The 24,544-nt window shown below is 70.6% G+C and carries 18 protein-coding genes; 15 read left to right on the forward strand and 3 right to left on the reverse strand.

Annotation, left to right across the window (positions count from 1 at the left end; all coding sequences use genetic code 11):
* Positions 1–885 precede the first annotated feature (885 nt).
* From ACIQRW_RS24315 to ACIQRW_RS24340, 6 genes are all read left to right on the forward strand, one after another.
* The gene (locus ACIQRW_RS24315) at positions 886–2,379 is read left to right on the forward strand and encodes a sugar ABC transporter ATP-binding protein (RefSeq protein ID WP_403763950.1); all 1,494 of its coding nucleotides are present in this window, start codon (positions 886–888) and stop codon (positions 2,377–2,379) included.
* On the forward strand, positions 2,376–3,404 hold the full coding sequence (locus ACIQRW_RS24320) for an ABC transporter permease (RefSeq protein ID WP_403763952.1): 1,029 nt from the start codon (positions 2,376–2,378) through the stop codon (positions 3,402–3,404). Before ACIQRW_RS24315 ends, ACIQRW_RS24320 begins: the two co-directional genes overlap by 4 nt.
* Positions 3,401–4,483 (forward strand): ABC transporter permease, encoded by a 1,083-nt coding sequence (locus ACIQRW_RS24325; RefSeq protein WP_403763954.1) that lies wholly within the window; start codon positions 3,401–3,403, stop codon positions 4,481–4,483. Before ACIQRW_RS24320 ends, ACIQRW_RS24325 begins: the two co-directional genes overlap by 4 nt.
* A complete protein-coding gene (locus ACIQRW_RS24330; protein WP_403763956.1) occupies positions 4,480–5,709 on the forward strand; it encodes a substrate-binding domain-containing protein in 1,230 nt (409 codons plus the stop codon). The genes ACIQRW_RS24325 and ACIQRW_RS24330 overlap by 4 nt, the downstream gene beginning before the upstream one ends.
* Before the next feature lie 122 nt (positions 5,710–5,831).
* Entirely contained in the window at positions 5,832–6,698 is an 867-nt protein-coding gene (locus ACIQRW_RS24335) for a sugar phosphate isomerase/epimerase family protein (protein WP_403763958.1), read from the forward strand.
* Between the two features lie 116 nt (positions 6,699–6,814).
* The gene (locus ACIQRW_RS24340) at positions 6,815–10,369 is read left to right on the forward strand and encodes a ThuA domain-containing protein (protein ID WP_403763960.1); all 3,555 of its coding nucleotides are present in this window, start codon (positions 6,815–6,817) and stop codon (positions 10,367–10,369) included.
* 259 nt (positions 10,370–10,628) lie between these two features.
* Here the strand turns inward: ACIQRW_RS24340 and ACIQRW_RS24345 are convergent, their stop codons facing one another.
* Positions 10,629–11,444, reverse strand: coding sequence for an IclR family transcriptional regulator (locus tag ACIQRW_RS24345; RefSeq protein WP_403763962.1), 816 nt, complete (start codon positions 11,442–11,444; stop codon positions 10,629–10,631).
* A gap of 121 nt (positions 11,445–11,565) precedes the next feature.
* Positions 11,566–13,173 (reverse strand): bifunctional 3-(3-hydroxy-phenyl)propionate/3-hydroxycinnamic acid hydroxylase, encoded by a 1,608-nt coding sequence (locus ACIQRW_RS24350; RefSeq protein ID WP_403763963.1) that lies wholly within the window; start codon positions 13,171–13,173, stop codon positions 11,566–11,568.
* A 92-nt stretch (positions 13,174–13,265) separates the two neighbouring features.
* Between ACIQRW_RS24350 and ACIQRW_RS24355 the strand changes: the two genes are divergently transcribed.
* From ACIQRW_RS24355 to ACIQRW_RS24380, 6 genes are all read left to right on the forward strand, one after another.
* A complete protein-coding gene (locus ACIQRW_RS24355) occupies positions 13,266–14,240 on the forward strand; it encodes an amidohydrolase family protein (protein WP_403763965.1) in 975 nt (324 codons plus the stop codon).
* 61 nt (positions 14,241–14,301) lie between these two features.
* Positions 14,302–15,762 carry an aldehyde dehydrogenase family protein gene (locus ACIQRW_RS24360; RefSeq protein ID WP_403763967.1) on the forward strand — a complete coding sequence of 487 codons (1,461 nt, stop codon included), beginning with the start codon at positions 14,302–14,304 and terminating at the stop codon, positions 15,760–15,762.
* 305 nt (positions 15,763–16,067) lie between these two features.
* Positions 16,068–16,976, forward strand: coding sequence for an alpha/beta hydrolase (locus ACIQRW_RS24365; protein ID WP_403763969.1), 909 nt, complete (start codon positions 16,068–16,070; stop codon positions 16,974–16,976).
* Positions 16,976–18,601, forward strand: a complete 1,626-nt coding sequence (locus tag ACIQRW_RS24370; RefSeq protein ID WP_403763970.1) for an FAD-dependent monooxygenase — start codon at positions 16,976–16,978, stop codon at positions 18,599–18,601. Before ACIQRW_RS24365 ends, ACIQRW_RS24370 begins: the two co-directional genes overlap by 1 nt.
* A 133-nt stretch (positions 18,602–18,734) precedes the next feature.
* Positions 18,735–19,835, forward strand: a complete 1,101-nt coding sequence (locus ACIQRW_RS24375) for an amidohydrolase family protein (protein ID WP_403763972.1) — start codon at positions 18,735–18,737, stop codon at positions 19,833–19,835.
* 149 nt (positions 19,836–19,984) lie between these two features.
* Positions 19,985–20,659, forward strand: coding sequence for a GntR family transcriptional regulator (locus tag ACIQRW_RS24380; RefSeq protein WP_403763974.1), 675 nt, complete (start codon positions 19,985–19,987; stop codon positions 20,657–20,659).
* A gap of 4 nt (positions 20,660–20,663) precedes the next feature.
* Here ACIQRW_RS24380 and ACIQRW_RS24385 read toward each other — a convergent pair whose 3' ends face one another.
* A complete protein-coding gene (locus tag ACIQRW_RS24385) occupies positions 20,664–21,962 on the reverse strand; it encodes an MFS transporter (protein WP_403763976.1) in 1,299 nt (432 codons plus the stop codon).
* 135 nt (positions 21,963–22,097) lie between these two features.
* On the opposite strand from ACIQRW_RS24385, the gene ACIQRW_RS24390 reads away from it, so the two are divergent.
* The 3 genes from ACIQRW_RS24390 to ACIQRW_RS24400 all read left to right on the forward strand — a co-directional run bounded on the left by ACIQRW_RS24390 (position 22,098) and on the right by ACIQRW_RS24400 (position 24,427).
* Positions 22,098–22,226: a hypothetical protein gene (locus tag ACIQRW_RS24390; RefSeq protein WP_403763978.1), complete on the forward strand. Its 129-nt coding sequence runs from the start codon at positions 22,098–22,100 to the stop codon at positions 22,224–22,226.
* 194 nt (positions 22,227–22,420) lie between these two features.
* On the forward strand, positions 22,421–23,005 hold the full coding sequence (locus ACIQRW_RS24395; RefSeq protein WP_403763980.1) for an NADPH-dependent FMN reductase: 585 nt from the start codon (positions 22,421–22,423) through the stop codon (positions 23,003–23,005).
* A gap of 231 nt (positions 23,006–23,236) precedes the next feature.
* On the forward strand, positions 23,237–24,427 hold the full coding sequence (locus ACIQRW_RS24400; RefSeq protein WP_403763982.1) for an amidohydrolase family protein: 1,191 nt from the start codon (positions 23,237–23,239) through the stop codon (positions 24,425–24,427).
* The last annotated feature ends 117 nt before the right edge of the window (positions 24,428–24,544 follow it).

The following is a 24,544-nucleotide window of genomic DNA, read 5'->3' on the forward strand; positions in this document are numbered from 1 at the left end:
AGCTTTCGGAGCGAGGGAAGTGTTCCGGTGAGGCGAGAGTGGACGCCCCCGGGTGCCGGCCGTGGACCGTGACCGCCTCAGCGACGCGAACGCGCCGTGCGACCTTTGGCGTTCGTTCTCTCCTTCGAGCTGCATGCTGAACCTCGGTTTCGTGGACGCCGATGGGGCATGGAGGCATGGGCCGGGTCTCCCGGCGTGCGATGCCGGCTGAACACAGGAGCGGCCGCGCCGCTGCGGCACCCGTGCCCGGCGGCATGCGCTCGGTGGGGTGCGGCACCGGAGGCCGGTGTCACCACTCCTGGGTACGCCCATCCAGAGGCTTTGTACAGCGAATGGACAAAGCTTGTTTCCTTATGCGTGAACTCTTCTTGCGACAGGATGAAGCTGCTACGTTCCTCGCCAACCACCAGCAGAACAACGGGAGTTGGGAATGATCAAGGGGGGTACGCCTGTGCCGGGGAGCCTGCTCGTAGGACATCACACGCGACATCACACGCGACATCGCACGCGATTATTCGTCGGCCGGCTGCCGGCTGCCGGCCGGGCACCGGTCGCGCGTCCGGCGCGAACGAATCCGCTGGTCGGGGAGATCGACCCGTGGCCCGTCCAAGGCGCTCCCGGCGCTCCCGGCGTATGGAATCCCGGACCCGGCGGGCGAGCGGGGAGTGAAACGCCGTCCGACGAGTTGTCCTGCTCCGGGCCGGGGAAGGCTCCCCCGGCGGCGAGGAAGAACGAACCGGGCCGTCGCCGCCTCCGGCTCGCGTCCCGGACCGCTCTCACACCCCCTACGAGGGTCACACCCTCTACGAGTCTCACACCCCCGACGAGCGACCCGGTCACCGCTCCCCTCCTGTGCGCACCGGTTTCCCGGGGCGGGTGGGCCTGATGACCCTCCTGTCCGTGGCCGGAATGGACAAGTCGTTCCTGGGGGTCCAGGTCCTGCACGACGTCGCCCTCGATCTCGACGCGGGAGAACTGCACGCCGTCGTCGGCGAGAACGGGGCCGGGAAATCCACCTTCGTCAAGACACTTGCGGGGGTGCACGCGCCTGACCGAGGCGAGATCGCCCTCGACGGCGAACCCGTGGTCTTCTCCCACCCCGCTCAGGCACTGGCGGCCGGAATCGCCATCATCCACCAGGAGTTCACCCTCCTGCCCGACCGCACGGTCGCCGAGAACGTCTTCCTCGGCAGGGAACCCACGCGGCGCGCATTGGTGGACCGCCATGCCATGGAAACCGCCACCGCGCTTCTCCTCGCCGAGCTGGAGGAGACCTCCTTCGGTCCGCGGACCCCGGTCCGCAAGCTGTCGGTCGCGCAGCAACAGGTGGTCGAGATCGTCAAGGCGCTGTCCACCGACGCCCGCGTCCTGATCATGGACGAACCCACCGCGGCCCTCGCGGGCCATGAGGTGGGCCGTCTGTACGCCCTGATCCACCGGCTGATCGAACGCGGCCTGGGCATCCTGTACATCTCGCACCGGCTGCGCGAGGTCTTCGACCTGTCCCGGCGGATCACCGTCATCAAGGACGGCCGCAGAGTGGCCACCCTCGCCACGGCGGACACTCACCAGAACGAGATCGTCCGCCTGATGGTGGGCCGTGAACTGGACGACTACTACCCCCCGCGGGCCACCGGCGTCGAGCGGGCACCCCTGCGGCTGTCCGTCGACGGCGGGAGCACCGCGAAACTCACCGACGTCTCCCTGCGCCTGTACGCGGGTGAGGTGGTCGGCGTGGCCGGACTCCAGGGGTCGGGGCGCACCTCGCTGGCCCGTGCGCTGTTCGGCGTCGACCCGTTCACCGGCGGCGAGATGACCGTCGACGGCCGAGGACTCCGCCCCCGAGCCCCGCGCGAGGCCATCCGCGCCGGACTGGCGCTGGTCAGCGAGGACCGCAAGAGCGAGGGGCTCGCACTACGGCAGTCCGTACGGGACAACACGCTGCTCGTCGAACGGGCCGTGTTCTCCACGCCCCTCAAGCGGCGGCGCTCCGATGCCGCGGCCCTCCTCGAAAGCGTCGCCCTGCGTGCCCACGGCCAGGAACAGCAGGTGCGCTTCCTGTCCGGGGGCAACCAGCAGAAGGTCGTCATCGCCAAGTGGCTCGGGGTGCGCCCCGGCGTCCTGATCGTCGACGAACCCACGCGCGGCGTCGACGTCGGGGCCAAGGCCGCCATCCACGACCTGATCCGCGGGCTCGCGAAGGAGGGCATGGCGGTGCTGCTCATCTCGTCCGAACTTCCCGAGGTCATCGGCATGAGCGACCGCGTACTCGTCATGAGCGAAGGCAGGATCGCCGGCGAACTTCCCGCCGGCCCGACCGAGGAGCAGATCATGCGACTGGCCACCGTCGGCCGCACCCCCGCGGAGACCGCGCCGTGAGCGCGCAGACCCTCGCTCCGTCCGGCCGCCCCGGCAGGCCCGCAGGGGGGACGAGGACCGAGGCCGCAGGCCGGTTCACCGACCCCACCACCATCGTCTACCTCGCCCTGCTCGGCGTGTACCTGCTGGGGTGGGTCGTCGTCGAGGCCAGGGGCGGCGAGTTCCTGACCATGGACCACACCGTCGGCATCCTCCAGAACTCCGTGGTGCTGGGTCTGGTCGCCGTCGGCCAGACCGCGGTGATCCTCACCGGTTCGCTCGACCTCTCCGTCGCCTATCTGATCAGCATCACGACCCTGGTCGCCGCGGAGACCATGCAGGGGCAGGACGCCAACATCCTTCCCGCGATCGGCGCCGTGCTGGCGATATCGGCGGCGGTCGGGCTGTTCAACGGAATCGTCGTCACCACGTTCAAGGTCAACGCCTTCATCGCGACCCTCGGGGTCGGCTTCATGCTGCGCGGCTGGATCGAGGACACCTACTCCGGTCCGGCCGGAAAGGTCTCGGAGACGTTCCAGCGCCTGGGCTACGACCGGATCGGGCCGATCCCGGTCTCCGCCTTCCTGCTCCTCGCGGTGGGCGCGGCTGTGTGGCTGGTGCTGCGCCGCACCCGTCTCGGACACCACATGTACGCCGTCGGCGGCGACGAGCACACCGCGCGTCTCTCCGGGGTACGCACGCACCGCGTGATCATCGCCGCACACGTGCTGTGCGCGGTGTGCGCGGGTCTGGCGGGGCTGTTTCTGGCCGCCCGGCTCGGGGCCGGCTCGCCCTGGGCGGGCACCGAGGCCCGCTACGACCTGACCTCGATCGCGGCCGTGGTGTTGGGTGGCACCGCGCTCGCGGGGGGCCGCGGCGGCGTGGCCGGGACGCTCGGCGGTGTTCTGATCCTGGCCGTCCTGGACAGCGTCTTCAACCAGATCGGTGTCGACCCGTTCTTCCAGAACGTGGTGCGGGGCGTCGTCATCATCGTCGCCGTCGCTCTGTACGCCCGGCGCGTGACCGCCAAGGGGGCCTCCGCATGAAGAGCACCGCACTCACCGGGACGCCCGGCGCGGAGCAGGCGGGTCAAGGCCCCGTCACAGGTTCCGCACGGGTGACCAGGCCGTCGCCCCGGGCCCGGTTCCTCGCCTCGCTGCGGGCCGGGGCTCCCGTGTATCTGCTCCTCGCCGTGCTCCTCGTCGCCCTCGGCTTCGAGGACCCGGGGTTCTTCGAACCCGATACCTTCCTGGCCTTCCTGAAACGCGCCGCCCCGCTGGTCGTCCTGGCGGCCGGCCAGTACCTGGTGATCGTCTCCGGTGGTTACGACCTGTCGGTCGGCGCGCTCGTCACCGTCGGCGTGGTCGTGACGGCCGAGACCTATCACGCCTTTCCCGGCGCCCACTGGCTCGTCGTCGCCGCGCTCCTGCTGCTCGGCGGCGCGCTCGTCGGGCTCGTCAACGGGCTCGCGTCGACCGTACTGAGAGTGCCGTCCTTCATCGCGACGCTGGGGATGACACTGATCCTCGAAGGAGCTGTCTTCTACTGGACCCAGGGTTCGCCCAGCGGGATCCTGCCCGACAGCTTCCGGGCCGTCGGCCGAGCGACCGCGTTCGGCCCGATGCCGTGGGCGGTCCTGGTGTGCGTCGTGGCCGGTGTGCTGGTGGTCGTGCTGATGCGTTCCGACTTCGGCCGCACCCTGATCGCGACCGGGGACAACGCGCGGGCCGCCGGACTCGCGGGGGTGCGGGTGCTGCGCGTGCGGACCCTGGCCTTCGTCCTGTCCGGGGTGGCCGCGGCGGTGGCCGCGATCCTCGTCGGCGGCTTCTCCGGAGTGTCCGCGCAGGCCGGCCGGGGCTACGAGTTCGAGGCGATCACCGCTGTGGTGCTGGGAGGCGTCGCGCTCGGCGGGGGCGCCGGGTCTGTGGTCGCCGCGATGTGCGGGGCCCTCTCACTGCAAACCCTCTTCACCCTCCTGAACCTGCGGGGAGTCTCCGGCGCCATGGAGACCACGATCCAGGGCGCCATCGTCATCACCGCCGTCGCGCTCGGGGCACTGGACTGGTCCGGTCTCCGCAAGCGTCTGCCGATGTCCACGTACCGAACACCCCGAGGAGAGCGATGAAGGACAGCCGACCGAAGCAGCGCAGACTTCCCCTGGCCGCACTCGTACTGGCGGCAGCTCTCACCGCCGCCACGACCTCCTGCTCATCCGACGCGCCGCAGAACGCCGACGGCGTCCCCTCCAGAGCGGGAACGGCGAGCGAGCCGCGCGATGCGGGCAGGAGCGACGCCAAGTTCTTCGTACAGGCGGACTACGACCGCCAGCTGGAACTCCTCGACGCCGAACCGGAGGGCCCGGCCGGGAAACCCTGGGCGCAGATGCTCGACCCGCAGGAGATGGTCGACACGACCCCGTACAAGAAGAAGGGGCCGTACGAGATCTGCTTCTCCAACGCCAACGTCGCCAACAACTGGCGGCAGACCGGCCTGACGACCATGAAGGCCGAAGCGGACACCCACCCCGAGATCGCGAAGTTCACCGTCCTGGACGCCCAGGGCAAGGACGACAAACAGATCTCCGACATCCAGGAACTCGCCGGCAAGGAGTGCTCGGCGCTGATCGTCTCGCCCAACACCACCGCGACCCTGACCCCGGCGGTGAAAGCCGCCTGCGGAAAGATCCCGGTGATCGTGTTCGACCGGGGCGTCGACACCGACTGCCCGGTGACGATGATCAACCCGGTGGGCGGCTACGCCTTCGGGCACACCGCGGCGAAGTTCCTGGAGGAGAACGTCGAGTCCGGCGGCAAGATCCTGGCCCTGCGGATCTCGCCCGGCGTCGACGTCCTGGAGAACCGCTGGGCGGCCGGCGAGCGGGTCCTCGAAGCCGCCGGACTCGACGTCGTCGACGTCAAGTTCACCGACGGCGACCCGGCCAAGACCAAGGCCGTCGTCAGCGACGCCGTCCAACGGCACGGAGACATCGACGGAGTGTGGATGGACTCCGGGGACACCGCCGTCGCGGCGGTCGAGGCGTTCGAGGACGCGGGCAAGGAGATCCCGCCCATCACGGGCGAGGACCAGCAGCAGTTCCTGGAGATCTGGAAGGAGAAGAACCTCACGGCCGTCGCCCCGACCTACCCGACCTACCAGTGGCGCACCCCGGTGATCGCGGCACTGCAGATCCTCTCGGGGAAGTCCGTGCCGAAGGTATGGAAGCTCCCGCAGCCGACGATCACGGGCGAGACACGCGACGAGTACATCGAGCCCGGTATGCCGCCCCTGCACTACGCGACGTGCGGCTGTGAATCCCTGCCCGGCTACCCCTCCAAGTGGGGCGGCAAGTAGCGCTCACACCTACCCGGACCGGGCAGGCCCCCTGCCTGGTCACCTCGGCACTGTCTCGCCCGTCCGTCAGGACAACCCCCCACCCCTCACGAACCCACCACCCCCTCACGAAAGGAGGAGCCGTGTTCGTCCTCGGCGTGAACACCTGGATCTGGACGTCACCCCTTGATCTCTCCGGCCTGCGACGACTCGCGCCCCGGATCGCGGAGACGGGCGCGCAGGCGGTCGAACTGCCGCTGGAGGACCCGGACGACTGGGACCCGGCGAAGGCCCGCGGCATCCTGGCCGACCACGGGCTGACCCCGGCGGCCGTCTGCGCCGTGATGCCGCCCGGCCGCGACCTGGTGAGCACCTCGGCGGCGTCGGCCGCCCGCACGCGCGACTATCTCCGGCGCTGTGTGGACGCCGCGGCGGAGGTGGGCGCGCCGACGGTCATCGGACCGATGTACGCGGCGGTCGGGCGTACCTGGCGCAGCACCGACGGCGAACGCGCCCGCCTCGTCGAGGAGTTCCGGTCCGGCCTGACGCCGGTTGCCGAACACGCTCGTGACAACGCTGTCGTGCTGGCCGTGGAGCCGCTCAACCGCTACGAGACCAGTGTGTTCAACACGGTCGCGCAGACCCGGGACGCCATCGCACCGCTCCCCGAGGACGCGGTGGGCATCGCCCTGGACACCTATCACCAGAACATCGAGGAACGGAGCCTCCCCGCCGCCGTCCACGCGGCGGCGGGGAGGATCGCCCACGTCCAGGTCTGCGCCAACGACCGGGGCGCTCCCGGCGCCGATCACCTGGACTGGCCCGGATTCCTGAACGCCCTGCGGCAGGCCGGGTACCACGGCCCGCTGTGCGTCGAGTCGTTCACGGCGCACAACGCGTCCATTGCCGTCGCCGCCTCCATCTGGCGCCCCCTGGCCGAGTCCCAGGACGCCATCGCCCGCGACGGCATCGCCTTCCTGAACCGCGCGATCTCCGCGCTCGAACCCTGAAACGGCAACTCGACCGGATCACCGCCGCACCGCACCTCCCGTACGGCAAGTGGCGGCGATACCAGCTCCGCAACGAACGAGCAGGCAGTCAAGCCCCCTCCCCATGAGGTGAAAACATGCAGCTCTCCTTACGGAGACGGCTCCGGCCGCTCTTCGGGCCGCTGGCCACCGTCATCGCCCTGGCGCTGGCCTTCCTGGCTCTCACACCCCCGCAGAAGGCCGAAGCACACGCGACGTTCCGCGCCCTGGTGTTCACCAGGGCGGTGGGGTACGTCCACGGCTCGATCCCGTCCGCCGTCCAGATGTTCAAGGACGAGGCGGAAGGCGCCCACTACGAGGTGGTGACGTCCGACGACCCGGCGGTCTTCAACGACGCCAACCTCGCGACGTTCGACGCCCTGGTCATGCTGCAGAACTCCGGCATGGTCTGGAACACCGCCGGCCAGCGCGACGCGTTGCAGAAGTTCGTCCGCTCGGGCAAGGGTGTGGTCGCCGTCCACAACGCTCTCGACATGGGCATCGAGGCGGAGTTCCCCTGGTGGGACGAGCTCGTCAACGGCGGCAGCCACATGCCCGCGCACTCACCCGGTGTCCTGCGCGGCACCGCCAAGGTCGCCGACCGCGTGCACCCCTCCACCAAGGATCTGCCCGAGCGGTGGGTGCGCGACGAGGAGTGGTACAACTTCGACAAGAACCCGCGCGGCGACGTGCACGTCCTGGTGACCGCCGACGAGACCACCTACGACCCCGGCGGGTCGCGGATGGGCGCCGACCACCCGATCTCCTGGTGCCGCAACGCCGAGGGCGGCCGTGTGTGGGCCACCGCGATGGGACACACGGGCTCCTCCTTCGACGAACCGGAGATGCGCAAACACATCATCGGCGGTCTGAAGTGGGCAGCGGGTGCCGAGCCGGGCGACTGCGGCGGCACCGTCTGGAGCAGCTTCGAGAAGGTCACGCTCGACGACAACACCGCCGACCCGATGCAACTGGACATCGCCCCGGACGGCCGGGTCTTCTACGTCCAGCGCAGCGGAGAGGTCCGCGTCCACAAGCCCGCCACCGGCACCACCGTCAGCGCGGGCAAGCTCGATGTGTACACCGGCGGCGAGGACGGCCTGGTCGGCATGGCGCTCGACCCGGGCTTCGCCACGAACAAGTGGATCTACCTCTACCATTCTCCCGCCTCCAGCACCACGGACGTCAACCGGGTGACCCGGTACACGGTCAACGGCGACACGCTGGACACCGCGAGCGCGAAGAACGTCATCGACATCCCCGCCTACCGCGACCGCACCTTCCCCGAACCCGGGCACACCGGAGGAGCCCTCGACTTCGGCCCCGACGGCTCGCTGTACGTCGCCACCGGCGACGACACCCCGCCGAACCTGGACAGCAACTGGCAGGGCTACGCGCCTCTCGACTGGCGGCCGGGCAAGCAGAACCTGGACGCCGCACGGACGGCCGGCAACACCAACGACCTCCGCGGCAAGATCCTCAAGATCAAGCCGAAGGCCGACGGCGGCTACGACATCCCGGCCGGCAACCTCTTCGCCCCCGGCACGGCGAAGACGCGCCCCGAGATCTACGCGATGGGCTTCCGCAACCCGTTCCGCTTCCGCGTCGACCCTGCCAACGGCGATGTGCACGTAGCCGACTACGGGCCCGACCGGGGGCTGCCCACCACCAACCGCGGCCCCGAGGGGCTAGTCGAGTACAACGTCATCAAGAAGGCCGCCAACATGGGCTGGCCGTTCTGCCACGGCGACAACCAGGCGTACGCCCCCTTCAATCCCGACACCGGAGTCGTCGGCGCCAAGTTCGACTGCTCCAAGCCGACGAATCCCTCGCCCAACAACACCGGCCTCACCACCCTGCCGCCCATCCAGCTGCCGGAGGTCTGGTACGGCTACGGGGCCTCGCCCGACTTCCCCGAGCTGGGACAGGGCGGCGCGGCGCCGATGAGCGGCCCCGTGTACCACTACGACGCGAACAACCCCTCGAAGACCAAGTTCCCCGCCTACTACGAGGGCGCGAGCTTCTTCTACGAGTGGGCCCGCGGCTACGTCAAGGAGATGCGCTTCGACACCTCCGGCAAGCTCCTGAAGATCAACGACTTCGCGCCGACGGTGAAGTTCACCAAGCCCATGGACATGACGTTCGGTCCGGACGGTTCCCTGTACGTCCTCGACTGGGGCAGCGCGTTCGGCGGGGGCAACAACGACTCCGGGCTCTACCGGGTCGACTACTCGCAAGGCCAGCGGGCGCCGATCGTCAAGGCGACAGGCACCCCGACCAACGGGAAGTCGCCGCTGACGGTCAAGTTCTCCAGCGCCGGCACCGCCGACCCCGACGGCCAGCCGATCGCCCTCACCTGGGACTTCGACGGCAACGGCACCACGGACTCGACAGAAGCGAACCCCACGCACGTCTACCGCGCCAACGGGGTGTTCAACGCCCAGCTCAAGGCGACCGACCCGGACGGGAAGACCGCGTTCGCGAACGTGCCGATCACCGTGGGCAACACCGCCCCGACCGTGAAGATCGAACTCCCCGCCGACGGCAAGCTCATCGACTTCGGGGAGACCATCCCCTACCGGATCACCGTCACCGACCCCGAGGACGGCCCCATCGACTGCTCGAAGGTCTTCCTCAACCCGGCCCTCGGCCACGACGACCACGAGCACCCGACCGCGGACAAGGCCGGCTGCGAAGGCACCGTCTCCACCGGTGACCTGGGCGGCCACCCGGAAGGAGCCAACCTGTACTTCGTGCTCAACGCCCGCTACCAGGACAAGGGCGCACCGGGAAGCGCCGCACTCACCGGCTACGGCCGCGCCGTGCTGCAACCCCGGCACCGCCAGGCCGAGTACTTCACCGCCCAGTCCGGCACCCGGGTCGTCGACCAGGCCGGTGCGGAGAACGGCAAGCGGATCGGTGACATCAGCGACAACGACTGGGTCGCCTACGACAACATCGACCTGACCGGCACGGACGCCGTGCGGTACCGCCTGTCCGCACCGAGCGCCGGCGGCTCCATCGAGGTGCGCGCCGACTCCCCGACAGGCACCCTGCTCGCCACGACGCCCGTGCCAGCCACCGGCGGCTGGGACAACTACCAGACCACCCCGGCCGTCCCGCTCGCCGCGATCAGCGGAGCCCACCGGCTCCACCTGGTCTTCAAAACGGGATCGGGCGGCGCGTTCGACGTCGACGCGATCCAGTTCGACGCGGCCGGCCTGGCCGACGGCCCGTACACACTGACCGCTCAGCACAGCGGCAAGAACGCGACCGTACGGGGCGGCTCCGCCGACAACTCGGCGGTCATCGAACAGCAGACGCCCGGTACGGCCACCGAGCAGAAATGGCAGCTCGACCGGGAGACCGACGGCACGTACACACTGAAGAACGGCAAGAGCGGCAAGTGCCTCGATGTGCCCGGCGGTTCACAGACAGCCGGCGAGGGACTCGTCCAGTGGACCTGCAACGGTGGTGCCAACCAGCGTTGGAGGCTCACCCCGACGGCCGACGCGGGCGTCTACTCCGTGATCAGCGTCCAGAACTCCATGTGCCTGGACATCGAGGCCCGCTCGACGACGAACGGCGCGAGAGCGATCCAGTGGGCCTGCAGCGGCGCGGACAACCAGAGCTGGAGGCTGACGAAGGCATAGCGCGGGCAGCAGGAGCCCCGGGGCATACGGCCAAAAGCTGGGGGCATGACCGTTCCAGCTCCAGACGCCCCTTTCGCGTCGCGCCTCCGCACTGAGGCGCGACGCGGTCCCGGCCTGCCCCGCCTGGAAGCGGGGCGGGCCGTCCATCTCCTCGGCTGCGAGCACTACGACGGCGCCGTGACGGCGGCACGCACGTCCTGCACCCCCTCGACGCGACACGGCTCACCGCCGGGCGCGCGCGCCCAGGAGGCACCGCGCACTATGCATCGTCGTTGTGCGGCGCGTACCCCAGCTCCTCGGACATGGACCGGGTCGAGCGCAGCAGTTCCGCCGAGAGACCGACCAGCGACTCCTCGGTGGTGCCGCGCGCCGGCATGACGAGGGTGACGACCAGCGGCAGCGACTCGCCGGCGGTGAACACCGGTGCCGCCAGCGAGGTGACGCCAGGGATCACACCGCCGAACGTGGTGGCCACTCCGTCGGCCAGGACCTCGGAGCGCACCGTGTCGACGCGCTCCTTGGCGGCCGCGTCCAGGTGCTCCGTCTCCAGTTGGAGGCGGAGCACAGGCTCGGTGAGCTGCTGCGGCAGGTGGGCCAGGTAGACGCCGCCGATCGCGCTGTTCAGCAGCGGCATCGTAGCGCCGATGCGCACGGTGATCGGCAGGGCGTGGGCTCCGTACTCCCAACGGACGACGACGGGCCCGTGGTCGCCCCACACGGCCAGGTTGACCGCGTGCGACGTCCGATCACGCAGTCCGGGCAGGCGTTCGCTCACCAGCGCCACCTCGTCCATCCTGCGCAGCGACTCGATGCCGAGCCGCCGCATGGCGGGCCCCATGTCGTACCGTCCGGAGCTGGGCGACTGGGCGACGAGACCGACCCTGGCCAGGCTGACCAGATAGCGGTGCGCCTTGCTCGGCTGCATCCCGCTGGCCGCCGCTATCTGCGTCAGGCTCATCGGGCCGCGCCCCTCTTCCAGGGCCTGGAGTACCGTCATCGCCAGTTCGACGGACTGGATGCCCTGCCGTGCCGGTGATGTCTCGTTGTTCTCGGGTTCGGAAGGGCGCTGAGTCACAGGGGCGATCATAGTGACTGCCCGCCCGCAGCCGGCGTGGCTCAGGCCGTGCGGGCCACACCTGGGATCGGCGACCGGTTTCCGGTGCGCGCGCAAGGTGTGGCCGCGGCGGCGAGGCGGCTCAGCCGCGGGGCAGGACGGCTTCCTTCCGCAGCGTTCCCAGCAGTTCGCCGACGAGGGCAACCGCCGTATCGGGGGTGCTCGCGGTGCCGAAGACATAGAAGTCGGGGCGGACCACCACGGCCGAGCAGCTCAGTTCGGTGAACCAGTCGCGGTAGGTGCCGTCGACGTCCTGGACGAAGAGCGCCCCCGCGTCTCCGGTGGTCCGCCCGCCCGGTACGACGATCCGGACGCCCGCCGACGCCAGGTCGTCGAGCAGGTGGGCCGCGTCCAGTACGCCCAGCAGCTCATCCCGTACGAGGAGGTGGAAGCCGCCGCCCGCGATCTGGTCCAGGCGGTCGCGGCGGGTCCCGTCGTCCACCACGCCCTGGACCGACAGCTGCCCCCGGCCGGTCGCCGAGGTCCGGGCGAAGAGGCCGTGGTCGAGGCCCGGCAGCCGCATCGCCTCCGGTGCCTTGGCCTCCGCGCGGCGGGCCAGCAGCAGCCGGTCGCGCTCCGCGGCCTTCTCCGGGTCCCGGAGGGTCTGCAGGTGGCCGAGCTCGATGCCCCTCTCGGTGACCGCGCGCACATGCGGCTCGCGCTCCGTCTGGTAGGTGTCGAGAATGTGGTCGTCGGCGGCTCCGCGCAGGACGAGGTCGAGTTTGAAGGCGAGGTTCTGCGCGTCACGGAATCCCGAGCACATGCCCTGTCCGAGGAACGGCGGCATCTGGTGCGCCGCGTCGCCCGCGAGCAGGACCCGGCCGCGCCGCCAGTGGTCCGCGATGAGGGACCGGAACGTGTAGGTGGCGACCCTGATCAGGTCGGCGTCCTCGGGGGTGAGGTAGGAGACGACGCGTTTCCAGACCCGTTCAGCGTCGCTTTCGCCGGCGAAGTCGTCGACCGAGTCGAGCATGAAGCTGAACCGGTGGTGCGCGGGGCCCAGCGAGATGATGGAGGTCGGGCCCAGCGGATCGCCGAGTTGCAGCGCGTACGGGACCGTGGTGGGGCGGCGGAAGCGGAAGTCGCACACCATCCACGGCTCAGAGAAGCCGTAGTCCTGGGTGCCGACGCCGAGCGCTGACCGTACGAAGCTGTTGCCGCCGTCGCAGCCCAGGACGTAGCGGGCGGTGATCTGCCGGGGCCCGTCCGGCCCTTCGACGGTCAGCGTGACGTGGTCCGGGTGCTGCTCCAGCGCGACGACGGGCGTCGCGTGCCGGACTTCCACCTGGTCCATCGCCCGGCAGACGGCGTCCAGCGCCTCTTCCAGATCCGGTTGGTACATCATGTTCCACTCGGCCCAGCCGCTGCGCCCGGTCTCGGCGAAGTTCTGCTCGATCAGCAGGTCCCCGCTGCCGTTGCGCCACTCGTAGGTGCGCTGCACGCGCACCTTGGGCAGCAGTCCTTCCGCCACTCCGAGGCGGGCCAGCGTACGCATGGTCTCGTCGTCGAAGCTGGCGGCCCTCGGCAGGTTGTACAGACCCGCGTACCGCTCCAGGACCAGCACCCGGTGGCCGGCCCGGCCCAGCAGGGCCGCCGCCACCATGCCCACCGGCCCGTAACCCACGACGACCACGTCCACCGTCGTCCCGTCCGGGGCGGGCGCCGCGGTCGCGTCATCCGTGCCTGTCATCGGGCACCTCCATTTGTCTCGGCCTCTTCCGATGGGTTGACACCGACGGAAGGTACGTTTCACTATCCATGAAGTCAATGCATATAAGTGAAATGAGGGCGACCGCAATGCGCACCATCGGCCTTGAAGAACACTTCGTCACTCCGGAGCTGGAGGGCTACGGCGCCGGCTCGGCGTCGATCCTCCAGCCGGAGAAGTGGCGCGAAGCCTCCCGGCGGCTGCTCGACATCACCGGCGAGCGGCTCGCGGAGATGGACGCGGCGGGCCTGGACATGCAGGTGCTGTCGCTCAACTCCCCCGGCATCCAGGCCGAGACGGACCCCGCCGTGGCCGTCGCCCAGGCGGCCGCGGTGAACGACCTGCTCGCCGGAGTCGTACGGGAACACCCCGAGCGGTTCGCCGGTTTCGCGGCCCTGCCGCTCCAGGATCCGCAGGCGGCGGCCAAGGAGCTGGACCGGTCGGTGACCGAGCTCGGCATGCGCGGCGCGCTGGTCAACGCGCACACGCAGGGCCGCTACCTCGACGACCCGCAGCTCCGCGTCGTGTGGGAGCGGGCCGAGGCGCTGGACGTGCCGCTCTATCTGCACCCCGCCAACGGCGTCGGCACACCGCACGTCATCGAGGGACACCCCGAGCTGGTCGGGCCGATGTGGAGCTGGGGGACGGAGACGGCCTCGCACTTCCTGCGGTGCGTCTTCGGCGGTGTCTTCGACGACTTCCCCGGCGCGAAGCTGCTGCTGGGCCACATGGGCGAGGGCCTGCCGTACGTGATGTGGCGGCTGGACTCACGCTGGGAGTACCACAACCACCACGGCATCGAACTGGCGCGCGGCAACCCGTCCGAGTACCTCCGGCACAACCTGTACATCACCACCAGCGGCGTCTGCTCCGCCCCGCCGCTGCTGTGCGCGCTGCTCGCGCTGGGCCCCGATCGCATCCTCTTCGGCACCGACTACCCCTTCGAGGACATGGCGACGGCCACCGAGTTCCTCGCGTCGGCACCGATCAGCGAGGCCGACCGGGCGAAGATCTCCCACCTGAACGCGGAACAGCTGCTCGGCCTCTGAACCAGTCCCACCGAAGCAGCATCCCCTCGAAGCGTTCCCCTCGAAGCAAGGAGCGGCCGCCATGGCCCTTGAGAGCACCGCACAGCACTGGATCGACGGCGAGTGGACCGGATCCTCCCGGACCTCCCACAGCATCGACCCGGCCACCGGAGAGGTGATCGGCACCTACGCCGAGGCCGACACCGCGACCGGCCAGGCCGCCATCGACGCGGCGGCCCGCGCCTTCGCGGAAGGCACCTGGCGGCTGGACCCGATGGTCCGGGCCACCGCTCTGAGCCATCTCGCCGACGCGTACGACGCCCGTGTGGACGAGGTCGTCAGCACCCTGTGCCAGGAGAACGGCAAGCTCCGGCACGAAGCGGGGTTCGAGGCGCACTTCATCCCGCGCGCCCTGCGTTTCGCGGCCGGTCTCGCCCTCCAGCCGCACGGCCGGGTCACCGACACCCAGCCGGGCCGTCAGGCGATGTCGCTCCGGCAGCCGGTGGGCGTCGCCGGCATCGTCGTACCGTGGAACTCCCCCGCATACCTCTGTATCCGCGCTCTCGCCCCGGCGCTGGCAGCCGGCTGTACGGCGGTGGTGAAGATGCCGGGCCAGGCGGCCCGGACGGCGGCGCTCATGAGCGAGATCCTCGCCTCCGTTCCCGAGCTGCCGAAGGGAGCGGTGAACGTCGTCGTCGAGTCCGGCGCGGACGTCGCACGCCTGCTGGTCGAGTCCCCGCAGGTGCCCGCGATCAGCTTCACCGGCTCCACCGCGACGGGGCGCCTCGTGGCGCAGGGGGCGGCGGCGCACTTCAAGCGGGTCGGGCTGGAGCTGGGCGGCAAGACCCCGCATCTGGTGTTCGCCGACGCGGACCTGGACGCCGCACTCGCCACCGTCGTAGCGTCGTCCACCGTCTTCGCCGGGCAGTTCTGCATGACCGGCAGCCGGGTCCTGCTCCAGCGGGAGATCGCCGAGGAGTTCACGGCGGCGCTGGCCGAGCGGCTGGAGAGCGTACGGCCGGGTCCGGCCTCCGACCCGGAGAGCCAGATCGGACCCCTGATCGACAAGGCGTCGGTGACCCGGGTCGACGCCGCCGTGGAGGCGGCGATCGCGGCCGGCGCGAAGGCCCTCGTACGCGGTGGTCCGAGCACCCGGCCCGAACTGGCGGGCGGCGCCTTCTACCACCCGACCCTGCTCGCGGTCCCGGACTCCTCGCTCCCGATCGTCCAGGAGGAGACCTTCGGTCCGGTGCAGACCGTCCAGGTCTTCGACACCGAGGCGGAGGCGGTCGCCCTCGCCAACGACACCGAGTACGGGCTCAGCGCCTGCATCTGGAGCGGTGACGCGAACCGGCCGGTCCGCCTGGCACGGCAGCTCGACGCCGGCCTGATCTCGGTCAACAGCTGGGCCAATCTGACCGTCGAGTTCGAGGAGGGCGGCTTCAAGTCCAGCGGCGTCGGCCGGCTGGGCGGCCTCGCGTCGGTCGAGGACTTCCTGGAGTACAAGCAGATCACCCAGGACTACGCACCGCCCGCCAGGTGACGGACAGCAGGTGAGTCCTTACGTGCGACCGGCCTCGCGAAGGCCCTGTTCGGCCGCGCCCGCCTGCGGAAACGCCTTGTGGCGTCCCGCTCCCGGGGCCTGTCGTGCGGCCTGTTCCGCGGCGTGTCACAACCCTTGATGTTATCACATATAGCGCTTAGTCTCGCAGGGCCGGCACCGACCGCATCAGGCCATCAGGCTCCCCGTTCGGTGACCGGCCCCCCGCGAGCTGCGCGCCCGCCGTTCTTCGCGCGCAGTCTCCTTCCCTGCGGCTCGCCGGCACCCACCCCTGGCAGGAGGCCCTCATGGCCAAGCAACGCGACCTTCTGACCTTCGAGGTCGATGGACTCAAGATCACGGCGTTGACCGCCGACCCCTCCGAACCGAACGGCAAACCCCTCATCGCGGCCCTGCACGGCGGCACCTACACCGCTCAGTACTTCGATGTGGCGGGATCCCCGGAAGGGTCCTTCATCGACGCCGCCGTCGCCCACGGCTATCCGGTCGTGGCCTTCGACCGCCCGGGCTACGGAGGCAGCACGCCGCTCGCCCCGGACGCCAACACCTTCGACCGGCACGCCCAGTTGCTGGGCGAGGCGCTGGAACAGGCGACGGCCCGGCTGGCGGCCGACGGGGTGTTCCTGGTCGGCCATTCGATAGGCGGGATGATCGCGCTGATGATCGCCGCCGGCCGGCCGGATCTCCCGCTGATCGGTGTCTCGGCGACCGGGATGGGCGCCGTCATCCCGCCCGGCGGAGCGGCCGAGGCGCTCAGTGCGCTCCCGCCGGACGAGACGGTGGACCTGCCGTACGAGAACCGCGACCAGGTGATGTTCGGACCGCCCCACACCTACCGGCCCGAAGGTGTCCGGGAGGCCCATGACTCGTACGCGCCCGTACCGGTACGGGAGTTGATCCAGGCACCCGCGTGGCCGAGAGAGCACCTGCCCGCCCTCGCGCCCCGGGTCACCGTGCCCGTGCACAACGCGCTCGCCGAGTTCGACGCGCTCTGGGACAGCGGTCCGGAGAATGTCGCCCGCTTCGCCGCGCTGTTCACCGCCGCCCCCTTCGTCGACGCGAGCGTCGCCCGCTCCACGGGCCACTGCATCGACCACCACACCCTCGGCCACGCGCTGCACCTGCGGCAGTTGGCCTTCGCCGAGGAGTGCACGGCCTGGGCCGCGGGGCGGCGGAGAGGCGAGAAGGGCAACTGATGTCCTCCGTGGAGAAGAAACCCCTGCCCCGGAAGGTGCAGGTCCTCATCGCCGGCGGCGGCCCGGTCGGCCTGGCCGCGGCCATGGAGCTCGGGCGGCGCGGGGTCGAGTGTCTGATCGTCGAACCGCGCCTCACCGTCTCCCGGGCCCGCCCGCGCTGCAAGACGCTCAACGTACGCACGATGGAGCATCTGCGCCGCTGGGGTCTGGCCGACCGGCTCCGCGCCCGCGCTCCGCTCCCCACGTCGTGGTCGCAGGACATCGTGTTCTGTACGTCGCTGTCCGGCTGGGAGCTGTCCCGGTTCTCCGGTGTCCTCGGGCTCTCGCCGGAGGGCGACCGCTTCGCGGAGACCGGTCAGCAGGCGCCTCAGTACGTCCTGGAGGAGCTCCTGCGCGAGGCGGTCGACGAGCTGGACACCTGCCGCCTCGTCCTCGGATCGCGCGTCGTCGCCGTGGCGCAGGACGGCGACTCGGCCACCGTGACGGTCGAGGACCTCGGCGGCCACCGGACCGGCGTCACCTGCGACTACGTGATCGGCTGCGACGGCCCGCGCAGCGTCGTCCGGGACCGGATCGGCTCCAGCTACGTGGGCGGCGCGGCCCTGCGCCCGAACTTCGGCATGGTCTTCGAGAGCCCCGAACTCATGGACCACGTGGGCCATGGACCGGCCGTGCAGTACTGGATCGTCAACCCGTCCGCCCCGGCCCTCGTCGGGCCGCTGGACCGGAAGGGCACCTGGTGGGCGATCGCCTTCGGCGTCGACCGGGAGACCGGCGAGCGGGAGGCCCGGCGCATCATCGACGGTGTGGCGGGACGCTCGGTCGCGGCCACCGTGCTCTCCACCGACCCGTGGACCGCGCAGATGCGGCTCGTCGACCGGATGCGCGAGGGCCGGGTGCTCCTCGCCGGTGACGCCGCGCACCTCAACCCGCCGTTCGGCGGCCACGGGCTCAACACCGGGATCGGGGACGCGGTCGACCTCGGCTGGAAGCTCGCGGCCGTCCTCGACGGCTGGGGCGGCGGCGAGGCTCTCGACAGTTACGAGAGTGAGCGCCGGCCCGTTCAGGAACGGGTCATCGAAGAGGCGACCGCCAATATGCGGGTGCTCTCCACCGAGCTGCTCGCGGACGATCTCGACGCGGCGGAACGGGCCGGAGCCGAGGCCCGTCGGGTGGCGGGCGCGCACATCCAGGAGACCAAACGGGCGGAGTTCCACTCGCTCGACCTGGTCCTCGGGCTGCGGATCGCCGCCTCACCGATCATCCCGGCGGCCGGCGAGGCCGGCGGGCCGGAGCGCGCGGCACGGACCGGCGCCCGGCTCCCCCATCTCTTCCTCGACGACGGCCGCTCCCTGTACGACGCCCTCGGCACCGGCCTGACCCTTCTCGTCCTGGAACGAGGGGCGTCGGAGAGCGCCATCGAGGAGGCCGCACGGGCCCGCGGCGTCCCGCTCACCGTGGTGGATCTGTCGGAGGCGAAGGGCCGTGACGCGTACGCGGCGCGCCTCGGCGCACGCCTCGTCCTGGTCCGCCCGGACCAGGCCGTCGGCTGGCTCGGCGACGAACCTCCCGAGCCGGCGCTCGCGCTCATCGACACGCTGAGGGGCTCCGCCCGAGCGCGCTGAACACCACAGGCGCAGGCTCTCTCCGGCTCTGCACCTCCCCCATAGACCCCGCCCCGGCCGCGCCCTGTCCGAAACTGCCATGCGGCCGGGGCGGACCACTTCATCCGATGGAATTCCCAGGGAAGCAGGAGATATGAGTTCTCACGACTGGACGAGACGTCAGGTCCTGAACAGGGCGGCGGGGACGGGCGTAGCCCTCGGCGGCGCGTCCGCGCTGCTCAACACCGGGGTGGCCCAGGCCCATGGCGGCGGACACCGACCGGGGAAGCCCATGAAGATCATCGCCATCGAGGAAGCGGTCCTCCTGCCGGGCCTGGTCACCCAGGGCACGGCCCTGAACGGCGCGATCCCGTTCAAGCCCGAGGTCGTCGCCGAGTGGATGAAGCGGCTGCCGGACATCACCGCGTACCGGCTCGCCGACATGGACGAGAACGGCGTCACCATGCAGGTGCTGTCCCTCGCTCCGCCCGGCATTCAGATGCAGCCCGACGCGGCCATCGCCGTCGCGGACGCGCAGCGGGCCAACGACGCGCTGGCCGCCATCGTCGCCGCCCACCCCACCCGCTTCGGCGGCCTCGCCGCGCTGCCCTTCCAGGACCCCAAGGCGGCCGTACGGGAGGCCCGGCGCGCGATGAACGACCTAGGGATGGCTGGATTCCTGGTCAACGGCCACACCTGCGGGGAGTATCTGGACGCCCCGCGGTTTCGCGAGGTGTGGGCCGCGCTGGAGGAGCTCGGCGCCGCCCTCTACCTGCATCCCACTCCGGCCCCGACCGGTGACTGGGGTCTGCTGCACGGCCGGCCGGAGCTCGTCGGCCCGCTCTACAGCTGGGCCGCCGAGACAGGGGGGCACGCCCTCCGTGTCATCCTCGGCGGGGTCTTCGACGACTTCCCGGGCGCCAGGCTCATCCTGGGTCACATGGGCGAGTTCCTGCCGTTCCAGATGCCCCGCCTGGACGTGCAGATCGAGAACATCGCCACGCGCGTACGGCTGAAGCGCAGGCCCTCCGAGTACCTGCGGAGGAACGTCGCCATCACCACGTCCGGGGTCATGGACGACACCATGCTCCAGGCGGCGGTGAAGGCGGTGGGCATCGACAACGTGCTGTTCGCCATCGACTACCCCTTCGAGAAGAGCGAGCAGGCCGTCGAGTTCCTGCGGAACGCGAACCTGCCGTCCGCCCACCTCAAGAAGATCGCCCACGGCAACGCCGAACGCCTCCTGCGGCTGTAGTCGTACGGCGCCCTCTCATGAGCCGCGCGGGTGGTCCACGTATCCGGTGGAGCACCCGCGCTCGTTCCTGTCGGCGAGGCCCGCAAAGGGCTCCGGCGCATCGCTATAGTTGATATCAACTGACCGGCGGCTGAAGCGAGGAATCGACCGTGGCGACTCCCCGAGGGGCCGTACAGCCCATCACGGCGCGGTCGGTGGTGGACCAGGCCACAGACGAGCTGCGCCGGTCCATCCTGGCCGGCGCCCTGGCCCCCGGTGGAGAGTATTCGCTGCGCGAGCTGGCGGGCATGCTCGGCATCAGTTTCATCCCCATCCGCGAGGCCCTGCGGAGTCTGGAGAGCGAGGGCCTGGTCATCATGCGGCCCGGCCGCAGCGCTGTCGTGGCCCCGCTCGACCTGGAGGACCTGCACGGCATCTACCGGCTGCGGCGCACGCTGGAACCGGAGATCGCACGGCGTTCGTGCCTCCTGCTGACGGACGAGGAGCTCGACGTCCTCGACGCGCGGGCCGTCGACTTCGGGGCCAGGGAGCATGGGATGGCCGACATCTACGACGGCCACCACGACTTCCACCTCGCGCTCCTGGCACCGGCCGCGACCGCCTGGGACATCCGGCTGCTGACGACCCTCTGGCGGGCGGGCGAGCGCTACATCCGGATCGGCTTCGGTCAGCTCGACCCCGATCCCGCCGAGCACGAGCGACGAGGCAAGGCGCACACCGGCCTCGTCGCCGCGTTCCGTACCCGTGACCCCGACACCGTCGCCGCGGCCGTCGAGGAGCATCTCGCCCGTAACGAGAAGATCGCCATCTCGGCGCTCTCCTGAGCCCTCAGCGCCCGCTGTGGCCGGTGGGCTCCTGAGCGGAAGTCGCGCTGTCCTGTGCGGTGGTGACGGAACGTCGGCCCGAGCTCAGCCGCCCGACCAGGACAGCACCCAGCAGCGCGGGAACGACGAACGCGTAGAAGCCGGCCTGCGGCGAGCTGATCAGCACGGCGACGGCCGCGAGATAGCTGGGTCCGACGATGGCGCCGACGCGGCCCACGCCCAGGCTGAAGCCGAGCGCCGTGCCGCGCAGCCGGGCCGGGTGGGCGTGCGCGACGTAGATGTTGACGAGGGCCTGCGTCCCCAGCGCCCCGAATCCGGCCAGGGCCGAGGCGAGGAGCAGCAGCGGGCGGGGCTGCGGTGTGCTGAGGGTGATCATGGCGATGGCGGCGAGGAGGAAGCTCACCACCGTCGCGGCCTTCAGATGGCCGCGGTCGGCGATCAGCGCGGCGCCGAGGGTGCCCACGACGGCTCCGACGTTGAAGGCGATGGAGAATTCGAGCGAGGAGCTGAGGTCGTAGCCCGACTCGACCATGAGGGTGGGCAGCCAGGTGCTGGCGCCGTAGACGATCACCAGGCCGCTGAACGTGGCCGCCCAGAACAGCAGGGTCGTACGCCGGTATCCCGGGGCGAGGAGCCGGCCCAGCTGGTTGTCGGGTTTCGCCGGACCGGCGGCGGGCGGGGTCGGCTCGCCGGGCGCGGCGTCCACGCGGTCCTGGACCACGGCGGGCACCAGCCGCCAGACCACGGGGACGAGCACCAAGGGGATGGCGCCGAAGAGGAAGAGCGTACGGAAGTCCCACTCCGGCAGCAGCGTCCGGCCGACGACACCGGTGATGATGCCGCCGAGCGCGAGGCCGGTCGTGGCGGCGCCGACCTGGAGCGAGTGGCGTCCGGGCGTGGCCGCTTCACTGACGTACGCGGTGACGAGCGGGATCAGGGCGCCGATGCCCATGCCGGTGAGAAACCGGGTCACCGCGAACAGGGTGAGGCCGTCCGCCGCGGCGCTCAGGAGCATGCTCAGGGAGAGCCAGACCAGGCTGACGGCCATGGGCAGGCGGCGGCCGTAGAGATCGCCGGCCCAGCCCGCCGCGATGGAGCCCAGGGGCATTCCGAGCGCGGTGAGACTGCCGAGCAGGCCGAGCGTCGATTTGGTGACGTCCCAGTCGGGGTGGGCCAGGAGCGAGGGGCCGACCGCGCCCAGGATGAAGAGGTCGTATCCCTCGATGCACAGGATGACGAGCCCGAGGGCCACCGCGGGACCGGGGCGGGTCCCGGTCCGGGGTGCGCCAGGGGTGGAGTTCATGGTCGTACTCCTCAGGGAGGGCGGGGTGGGTGGGAAAGATCGCGGCGGAACGTACGGGACGGGGCCGGTCTCCGGAGCGCTCGCCGGCGCCGTACGACGTACTGCGGAAAAGGGCGTCGTGGGAGCCGGGGTGAGGTGACGTGGGCGATCGCGGCGGGGGCCGCCGTCCGCGGCGTGCGCGGAGAGGCGCCGGACCGGGAGCTTGCCCGTGAGGGCGCGGTGTCCGGCGACGCGGACAACGTGTACGAAAGCAAATGGACGTGACGGGATGCGGGGCGCCCCGCCCCGCCACCGATGAGCCACCGAGGGGCTGGCAGTGATGCTGGGGCCGGTCGCGGCCGCGTGTCAATGCCTGTGACGCGGACGGAACGCTCCTCTTGACTCCCGGTCGCACACCGCCGCATGATCAGGGTAATCATCATGGTGAATTAGAGAAGTGCGCGACGACAGGAGCGGTAGTGGCGAAGCTTGAGGTCATCGTGGCCAGCACCCGGCCGGGACGGATCGGACCGGTGATCGGCAGCTGGACGGAGCGGCTCGCGCGGGAGCACGGGGGCTTCGGTGAGGTGGAGCTGGTCGACCTGGCCGAGGTCGGACTGCCGTTCATGAACGAACCGCTCCACCCGCGCCTGGGTCAGTACACCCACCGACACACGCGCGAATGGAGCGCCAAGGTCCGCGAGGCGGACGCTTTCGTGTTCGTCATGCCGGAGTACAACTACGGCTACAACGCGGAGCTCAAGAACGCCATCGACTACCTGCACGACGAGTGGAAGTACAAGCCCGTCGGGCTGGTGAGCTACGGAGGCGTGTCGGCGGGGACCCGGGCCGCCCAGATGATCAAACAGGTGGTCACCACCCTGAAGATGACCCCGCTGGCCGAAGCGGTCTCGATCCCCTTCGTCCAGGAGTTCATCATCGAGGGCGAGCTGGCGCCGAACCAGGTGATGACGTCGGCGGCCGGGGCGATGCTGGACGAACTCGTCCGCGTGGCCGCCGCTCTCCGCCCGCTGCGCACACCCGAGGCCGAACCCCTGCCGTAGCCGGCGACGAGCGGACCCGGCAGTGAAGTCATCGGCGCGGGACGTACCGAAGGCTTGCTGTTATCACATATAGCGGCTACGTTCGAGCTGCCCTTCCGGCCTCGGGCTTTTGTCTCGTACGACTTGCGATCGCGAACTTCTCGCTGTGCCGTCGGCCGTCCGACGCCGTGGCTTGCCGGACCAAGGGCATGAACCGCTCACCTTCCGCATCCCCGACAGAAGGGCACAGCGATGTGCATCGATCACGGAAACCGGCGTGAGTTCCTCAAGACGGCCGCGGCGGCCGGAATCGCCGTCGCCGGTGTACAGGCCGTTGCGGTCCCCGCCCTCGCCGAGGCCCGGGGCCACGCCACCCAGCTCGGCGGCCGTGTCGCGCTGACCGACGTCCGGGTCTTCGACGGCAACGCGCTGACCACGCCTCGTACGGTGGTCATCGACAACGGACGGATCGGCGTCAGCAGCCTCGGCGCGCGCAGGGTCGACTGCGGCGGCGCGGTCCTGCTGCCCGGCCTGATCGATGCACACCTCCACCTCCAGAACCTGGACACCCTGCGGCAGTTGACCGCGCACGGTGTGACGACCGCGCTGGACATGGCCTCGTTCCCGCCGTCGACCGTCGATGCGCTGCGGAACCGGCCCGGCCTCACCGACATCCGCAGCGCGGGTACGCCGGCGGTCGCGCCCGGCAGCCCGCAGAGCCGGCTGCCGACCTTCCCCGCGAACGGAGTGGTGACCGGTCCGGAGCAGGCTCCCGGGTTCGTGCGCGCCCGGGTCGCGGAGAAGTCCGACTACATAAAGATCATTATCGACGAGCCCGGACTGAGCCCGGAGACCGTCAAGGCCCTGGTGAGGGCGGCACACGCGGCCGGGAAGCTCGTCATGGCCCACGCGACGACCGGCACCACGGTGGAGCGTGCGCTGACCGCGGGCGTGGACATGATCCACCACGTGCCGCTCGACAGTCCCCTGTCCCCCGCGCTCGCCACCCGGTATGCGGCGGGCGGCCCCGTCGCGGTACCGACCCTCACCATGATGGAAGGCTTCGCCGGTCTCGGCATCCCCAATTTCGACTACGCGGCCGCCGAGGGCAGCGTCACCGCACTGCGCCGGGCCGGTGCGCGGATCCTCGCGGGTACCGACGCCAACCGCACCCCGGGCATACCGGTCCAGCCGCCGTTCGGCGTCAGCATGCACCATGAGCTGGAGCTGCTGGTCCGCGCCGGACTCACGACCCGGGAAGCCCTGAACTCCGCCACCGCGCTCCCGGCGCAGGCCTTCGGACTCCGGGACCGCGGCGCCATCCGCATCGGATACCGCGCCGACCTGCTCCTGATCGACGGCGACCCGCTCGCCGACATCCGGGCGACGCGCAACATCCGGAGCGTCTGGGCCGGCGGCGTGGAGTACACCCCGGGAGCCTGACGGCCACTCAACGGCCGCTCGATGGCCGCCTGATGGCCGCTTGATGGCCATTCGATGGCCGGTCCACGGCCGGTCGACGGCCGGTCGACGGGCCGCTCACGACGAAGCCCCTGGACG

This window comes from Streptomyces sp. NPDC091287 (assembly GCF_044768525.1).
In the GTDB taxonomy this organism is placed as follows: Bacteria; Actinomycetota; Actinomycetes; order Streptomycetales; family Streptomycetaceae; genus Streptomyces.